Below are 7,220 nucleotides of genomic sequence, written 5' to 3' on the forward strand. Positions count from 1 at the left end.
GTCATCGCGCAGCGGGGAAACCCAGGCCAGGATCTGCCAGAGGCTCAGCGCCACGACCACCACCAGCAGCGGGGCAACAACCGCATCAATCCGGGAGGGCACCGCCGGCGGGCGGCGCCGGGCGGCGGGTGCCAGGCCCCGTTCAAGCCGGGGTGCGAGAATGCTCATTTTTGGCCTGCTCCTTTCTGAGGATCGCGGTGAGTTCGTCCGCCAGGTCGGCGGCCCGGACCGGGTTGTTGCGCAGCGCGTCGCTGACCTGCCGGGTTTCCAGGATCCGCCCCGGGTGGGAGGAGAGCACCAGGATCCGACCGGCCAGCCGGATCGCCTCGCGCACGTTGTGGGTGACGAAGATGATGGTCTTGCCCGAGCTGTGCCACAGGTCGCGCAGCTGTTCATGCAGCAGGTCCCGGGTGATGGCATCCAGCGCGGCGAAGGGCTCATCCATCAGCAGCACCTGGCGCTGCTGGGCCAGGGCCCGGGCCAATGCCACCCGCTGGCGCATGCCGCCGGAGAGTTCATGGGGTTTGCGCTGCGCGGCGTGCCCCAGCTGCACCAGTTCAAGCAGCCGGTGCGCGTCCTGTCTCCGCTGGTCCGCCGGGATCCCGGCCAGCTTCAGCGCCAGTTCCACGTTCTGCGCGGCGTTCAGCCAGGGCAGCAGGTTCGCGTCCTGGAACATGAACGCGGCCCCGTCGGCCGGGACCTCCACCCAGCCGGCGGTCGGTGGCTGCAGTCCGGCGATGATGTTCAGCAGCGAGGACTTCCCGCATCCCGACGCGCCGAGCACCGCCACGAACTCCCCGGCCTCGATCCGTGTGCTCAGCCGGTCGATCACCACCGGCCCGCCCGGGTAGCGCAGGCTGAGCTCGTGCAGCTGGACGCTCATGGCTCCTCCTGGTGGCGCACCCAGCGCCGATCGATCAGCCCGCTCACGTCCCCCGGCTGGCCTAGCCCCACCTCGGCGGCGTGCTGCACCAGGGTGGTGAAGCTGCTGCCGTCGGGGACCGGGCTGAAATCCACCTCGGCGAGCGCGGCGCGAATCACGCCGCGGGGCAGGCTCGCCCCGTTGGCCGCGGCCAGGGCCTGCTGCACCGCCTGGACCTGCTGGTCCGTGGTGGCCTGGTTCAGCCAGGCGATCGCCTCGGTGTTCGCCTCGGCCAGCCGGGCCACGGTCTGCGGGTGGGCGTCAATGAATTCGGTCCGGGCCACCAGCACCGTAGTGGGGAAGCGTCCCTGCGGCCACAGGCTGGCTTCATCCACCAACCGGCGGGCCCCGTACCGTTCGACCAGCAGTGAGGCGTAGGGTTCGGGCAGCCAGGCCCCGTCGATGGCGCCGCGGGCGAACAGCTGGGCGACCGTGCCGTTGGAGGTGGGGGTGATGCTCACCGCGTCGGACAGCTGGTGCTCGGCCAGGAAGTGGCGCAGCGCCACGTCCTGGGTGCCGCCGTATTGCGGGGTGGCCAGCTGCCTTCCGGCCAGTTCGGGCACCGTGGTGATCGTGGGGTCCACCACCAGGCTGGCTCCGGATTCGGTGGCCCCGGCAATGATGCGCAGCGACTTTCCGCCGCTGGACAGGTAGCTGTTCAGGGCCGGACTGGGCCCCAGGTAGGCGGCATCCAGCGCCCCGGAGTTCAGTGCCTCGATGGCGGCCGGTCCTGCGCTGAAGACCTGGGGCACCAGTTCGGTGCCCTGTGGCTGCAGCGCCTGCCCCAGCAGTCCCCGGGATTCGGCGATCAGCGCCGGGGCGTGGGTGATGGTGGCGAAGTAGCCCAGGCGCAGCTGCTGGGCCGGGCCCGCCGCCTGCCGCCGTTCGCCTTGGGGCGCCGGCAGGAACGCGGTGAGGACCGCGGCCGCGGCCAGCAGCGCCACCAGCGTGCCGCCGACCCGGCGGATGCGGTGCGGGGGCCGGGCGGCGCCGGCGCTGAAGCGGGTGCGGGCGTCGTCTTTGGGTGCGGGCACCGGTTGCCTAGGCGGGGACATGGCCGGGTTCCTCGTGGTGTGCCGCATCCGTTTCGGCCCCGGGGGGCCGGATGATGCCGGCCGCCAGGGTGGCCCCGTCCCGCGGGTCGATCAGCAGCAGGGAGCCGGCGGCGCGGGAGTGGGCGTAGTCGCCGGGGGCGATCGGGGCGGAGCTGCGCAGATTGATCCGACCCAGGTCGTTCAGCCCCAGCGTGTCGGCCGGATGCCGGGTGTAGTCGGCGACCTGCAGCACGCAGTCGATGTCGGTGATGCGCGCCGGGGCCACCCGGGTGCCGTGCTTGAGCAGTACCCGGTCCCCGGCGCTGAGCCGACGGTTCGCGAGCACGCACACCTCGGCCTGCAGCTGCCGGGTGGGGTCCGGCAGTGTGCCGGCGATGATGGTGTCCCCGCGGGCGATGTCCACCTCGTCCTCCAGCAGCAGGATGACCGCTTCCCCGGCAGCGGCCCGTTCGGCCGGCCCGGCGGGGGTGCGCAGCTGGCGGATGCGGCTGCTGAGCACCTGGCCGTTGGACAGGATCTGCACCGGGTCCCCGGGTGCCAGCTGCCCGCCGCTCAGGGTGCCGGCGTAGCCGCGGAAGTCCCGGTACTCGTCCTGGTCCAGTCCGGGGGCCAGCGCCCCCTGCGGGCGGATGACGTATTGCACGTCCAGCCGGGCCGGGCCGTGTTCGGCTTCGGCCGGCAGCCCTTCGAGCAGCCCCAGCAGGGTGGGCCCGGTGTACCAGGGCGCCTGCCCGGCCGGTTCGACGATGTTCTGCCCGTGCAGGGCGCTGACCGGGATCAGGTGGGTGGTACCCACCCCGAGCCCGGCGGCCAGCTCCCCCACCTGCTCGCTGATGCCGCGGAACACGGTTTCGTCCCAGCCGACCAGGTCCATCTTGTTCACGGCGATGATCAGCTGCGGCACCCGCAGCAGCCCGAGCACCCCCAGGTGGCGGCGGGTTTGTTCCACCACCCCGTGGCGGGCATCGACCAGCACGATGGCCGCGTCCGCGGTGGAGGCGCCGGTGACGGTGTTGCGGGTGTACTGCACGTGGCCCGGGCAGTCGGCCAGGATGAAGGAGCGCTGTGGGGTGGCGAAGTAGCGGTAGGCCACGTCGATGGTGATCCCCTGTTCGCGTTCGGCGCGCAGCCCGTCGGTGAGCAATGCCAGATCCAGGGCCGGGGTGTGGCCGCCGAAGCCGCGTTCGGCGCTGGTGCGGGCCAGCTCGTCCAGTGAGTCGGCCAGGATCGCCTTCGCATCGTGCAGCAGGCGGCCCACCAGCGTGGACTTGCCGTCGTCCACCGACCCGGCGGTGGCGATGCGCAGCAGGGTGGTGCTGGGCGGTGCGGTGGCGTGTGGTGTGGTGTGGGTGGCGGTCATTTTAGAAGTAGCCTTCCTTCTTGCGGTCTTCCATGGCGGCGGAGGAGATCTGGTCATCGGCCCGGGTGGCTCCGCGTTCGGTCAGGGTGCTCAGGGCCAGTTCGTCCAAAACCTTGGGGACGGTGTCGGCCTCGGAGAGCACCGCCCCGGTGCAGCTGGCGTCCCCCACGGTGCGGTAGCGCACCTTGCGCACGCTCACGGTCTCGTGCGGGTGCGGCTGGCTGACCGGGGTGACGGCCCGCCACATCCCGTCGCGTTCGAACACCTGGCGGCAGTGGGCGAAGTAGATGCCGGGCAGTTCGATGCCTTCGCGTTCGATGTACGCCCAGATGTCCTTTTCGGTCCAGTTGGAGATCGGGAAGGCGCGCACGCTCCAGCCGGGCTCGTGGCGCCCGTTGTACAGGTTCCACACCTCCGGGCGCTGGTTGCGCGGATCCCAGGTGCCGAATTCGTTGCGCAGGGACAGGATGCGTTCCTTGGCCCGGGCCTTGTCCTCATCCCTGCGGGCGCCGCCGAAGACCGCGTCGAAGCCGTTGGCCTCCAGCGTGTCCAGCAGCACCCGGGTCTGCAGCCGGTTGCGGGTGCCGTCGGCCGGCTGGATGAGCTCGCCGCGCTCGATGTACTCCTGCACCGAGCCGGTGATCAGGCGCAACCCGTACCGGGCGACGGTGGCGTCGCGGAACTTGATCACCTCACCGAAGTTGTGGCCGGTGTCGATGTGCACCACCGGGATGGGGATCCGGGCCGGGGCGACGGCCTTGGCCAGCAGGTACAGCACCACCACCGAATCCTTGCCGCCGGAGAAGAGCAGGGCGGGTTTTTCGAATTCGGCCAGCACCTCGCGGATGATGTGGATGGATTCGGCCTCCAGGGCGTCCAGCACGCTGCTGGCGGTGGCCGGTGGGGCGGTAGCGGTCAGGGTCATCGGGTTCTCCTTCGGAGGGCAGGGTCGGCGCCGGGACCGCGGGTGGGGTGCCCGGCGGCGGAGGTGTCATGGCGGGAAAAAGGGGGTGTCAGAGGTGGATGCCGCATTCGGTCTTGGCCAGCCCCGCCCAGCGTCCGGAGCGCGGGTCCTGGCCGTCGGCGACCGGTTGGGTGCACGGGGCGCAGCCGATGGACGGGTAGCCGTGGGCCAGCAGCAGGTTCAGCGGCACCGCGTGCTGGGCGGCGTATCCACTGAGCTCGTCGAAGCTCCAGGCGGCCAGCGGGTTGAACTTGATCAGCCCGTGCGCCTCGTCGAAGGTGACCAGCGGGGTGCCGGTGCGGGTGGGCGCCTCGTCCCGGCGCACCCCGGTGAACCAGGCCGAATATCCTTCTAGGGCCCGGCCCAGCGGCTGCATCTTGCGCATCCGGCAGCAGGCGGCAGGATCCCGGGCGAAGAGGTCCCTGCCGTGGGCGGCGTCCTGTTCGGCCACCGACAGTTCGGGGGTGATGTCAATGACGTTCACCTTCAGCCCGGAAGCCACCGCATCGCGGGTCGCATGGGTTTCGGGGAAGTGGTACCCGGTATCCAGGAACAGGACATCGACCCCGGGCAGGCGTTCGGCCACCAGGTGCGGCAGCACCGCATCGGCCATGGAGCAGGCCACCGCAATCCCGGGACGGGGCAGGTGCCGGGCGGCGAAATCCACCACGGCCGCGGCCGGCGCATCCCAGCCCAGCTCCTGGGCGCCGCGCTGCGCGATCGCGCGCAGCTGCTCCTGGGTGTGCGGGGTTCCAGGGGTGCGGCTCATGACAGTTCCCCGTCCTCGGCGCGGTGGGCCCAGGTGGCGAAGGACTCCCCGTCCGCGGAGTGCCGGGAGTAGCTGCCCAGCACGCGGGTGACGTACGCGGGCAGTTCATCGGCGGCGATCTTCAGCCCGCGCACGGTGCGCCCCAGCCCGGCCTCCCCGTTCTCCACCCCGGCCAGGGTGCCGCCCAGGTGCACCTGGAAGCCGGGGACATGTTCGCCGTCCTGGTTGGTGATCAGCTGTCCCTTGAGCCCGATGTCCGCGGTCTGCACCCGGGCGCAGGAGTTCGGGCAGCCGTTCACGTGCAGGGACAGGGCCTTGGGCAGCCGGCCCTGGTGGTCGCTGAGCCGGGCTTCGATCTGCCGGACCGCGTCGATGGTGGTGTCCTTGGTGTCCACGATCGCCAGCTTGCAGTACTCGATGCCGGTGCAGGCGATCGCCGAACGCTTGACCAGGCCCGGGAACGCGTCCAGGCCCAGCGCGGCCGCGGCGTCGGTGAAGCGCCGCACGTGCTCGCCGGGGATGTCCAGGGCAATGATCTTCTGGTGCGGGGTGGTGCGCAGCCGGCGTGAGCCCTGGGCCTCGACCAGCTCGGCGAGCGCGAGCAGGATGCTGCCCGAGACCCGCCCGGCCGGGGCGGTCAGCCCGATGTAGTACTTCCCGTCGTGCTGTTCATGCACCCCGGAGTGGTCCCCGGCCTGTTCGGGCTTGGGTGCCGGCGGCCCGTCGGGCAGCTCGTAGCCCAGGTACTCCTCCTGCAGCACCTGCCGGAACTTTTCCGGACCCCAGTCGGCCAGCAGGAACTTCAGCCGGGCCCGGTTGCGCAGCCGGCGGTAGCCGTAGTCGCGGAAGATGGAGGTGACCGCCTCCCAGACGTCCGGGGCCTGCCCCGGGGTGACAAACGCGCCGAGGCGCTCACCCAGGCGCGGGTTGGCGGACAGTCCCCCGCCCACCCACAGGTCGTAGCCGGTGCCCAGTTCCGGGTGCTGCACGCCCACCAGGGCGAAGTCGTTGATTTCGTGGACCACGTCCTGGCTGGGGTGCCCGGTGATCGCGGTCTTGTATTTGCGCGGCAGGTTGGAGAACTGGGGGTTACCGATGTAGCGGCGGGCGATTTCCTGGATCACCGGGGTCGGGTCGATCAGTTCGTCCTTGGCTATCCCGGCCACCGGGGAGCCCAGGATCACCCGGGGCACGTCCCCGCAGGCCTCGGTGGTGTGCACGCCCACCGCTTCCAGCCGCCGCCAGATTTCCGGGACGTTGACGATGTCCACCCAGTGCAGCTGGATGTTCTGCCGGTCGGTGATGTCCGCGGTGTCGCGGGCGAAGTCCCGGGAGATCTGCCCGATGACCCGCAGCTGTTCGGTGCTCAGTGCGCCACCGTCGATGCGCACCCGCAGCATGAAGTATTCATCTTCCAGCTCATGGGGTTCCAAGGTGGCGGTCTTGCCGCCGGGGATGCCCTGGGCGCGCTGGGTGTACAGCCCCCACCAGCGGAAGCGTCCGTGCAGGTCGTCGGGGTCGATGGAGTCAAAGCCGTGCACCGCGTAGATCGTCTCGATGCGTTCGCGCACGTTCAGCCCGTCATCGGCCTGCTTGAGTTCCTCATTGGCGTTCAGCGGGGTGGGGCCATCAATTTTCCATTGCCCGTTGGGTTTCGCGGCCCGTGGGGGCCGGCGGCTTGGTGTGGTTGTCTGCGTCATGGTTGCCAGCGTAGGAAGTGGGCCCCACCCGCTGGCAACCGGTCGCTGTCACATCTCTTCGTGCGGCTTAGCGGCCCTCAACTTCGACTTTTTTCGTCACCCACGCCGCCGCTTGCAGCGCCTGGAAAAGTCTTTCAAGGAAACATTGCGCGATCATGACGTCGGGCAACAGCGGTGTTGTCACCTGCCAGGCGCCGGTGCTACGCAGCTTGTCCTGGAAGAACCCCTCGGCCAGCAGGGCGCTGAGCACCAGGGTGCGCTGCCCCGCCTGTCCCTGCACCAGTGCTGGCACCCTTGGTTCGGCCCCGGCGCAGTAGCCCACCTGCACACCTCGGCCCAGGCGCTGGGAAAGCTGCCCGGCCAGGTCGCTGATCTGCTGCTGCCCGGCCGGCAGACGGGTGCCGGCGGCGGCCAGCACCACCGTCGTGGCACCGTGCAGGTGTGGTTCGG

7 protein-coding genes are annotated in these 7,220 nt (G+C 70.5%); all 7 read right to left on the reverse strand.

The window, feature by feature from the left end; genetic code table 11:
* Positions 1 to 142 precede the first annotated feature (142 nt).
* Positions 143 to 883 carry an ABC transporter ATP-binding protein gene (locus RCJ92_RS14215; RefSeq protein WP_446754895.1) on the reverse strand — a complete coding sequence of 247 codons (741 nt, stop codon included), beginning with the start codon at positions 881 to 883 and terminating at the stop codon, positions 143 to 145.
* Positions 880 to 1,977 (reverse strand): ABC transporter substrate-binding protein, encoded by a 1,098-nt coding sequence (locus RCJ92_RS14220; protein WP_446754896.1) that lies wholly within the window; start codon positions 1,975 to 1,977, stop codon positions 880 to 882. The genes RCJ92_RS14215 and RCJ92_RS14220 overlap by 4 nt, the downstream gene beginning before the upstream one ends.
* Positions 1,964 to 3,337, reverse strand: a complete 1,374-nt coding sequence (locus RCJ92_RS14225; protein ID WP_446754897.1) for a sulfate adenylyltransferase subunit 1 — start codon at positions 3,335 to 3,337, stop codon at positions 1,964 to 1,966. The genes RCJ92_RS14220 and RCJ92_RS14225 overlap by 14 nt, the downstream gene beginning before the upstream one ends.
* Before the next feature lies 1 nt (position 3,338).
* Positions 3,339 to 4,262 carry a sulfate adenylyltransferase subunit CysD gene (gene cysD, locus RCJ92_RS14230; protein ID WP_446754898.1) on the reverse strand — a complete coding sequence of 308 codons (924 nt, stop codon included), beginning with the start codon at positions 4,260 to 4,262 and terminating at the stop codon, positions 3,339 to 3,341.
* Positions 4,263 to 4,350: 88 nt separating this feature from the next.
* Positions 4,351 to 5,070, reverse strand: a complete 720-nt coding sequence (locus RCJ92_RS14235) for a phosphoadenylyl-sulfate reductase (protein WP_446754899.1) — start codon at positions 5,068 to 5,070, stop codon at positions 4,351 to 4,353.
* On the reverse strand, positions 5,067 to 6,770 hold the full coding sequence (locus tag RCJ92_RS14240; RefSeq protein ID WP_446754900.1) for a nitrite/sulfite reductase: 1,704 nt from the start codon (positions 6,768 to 6,770) through the stop codon (positions 5,067 to 5,069). Before RCJ92_RS14240 ends, RCJ92_RS14235 begins: the two co-directional genes overlap by 4 nt.
* 67 nt (positions 6,771 to 6,837) lie before the next feature.
* The coding region (locus tag RCJ92_RS14245) for a sirohydrochlorin chelatase (protein WP_446754901.1) at positions 6,838 to 7,220 on the reverse strand (383 nt) is incomplete at its 5' end.

It is taken from the genome of Glutamicibacter sp. BSL13, from assembly GCF_052928425.1.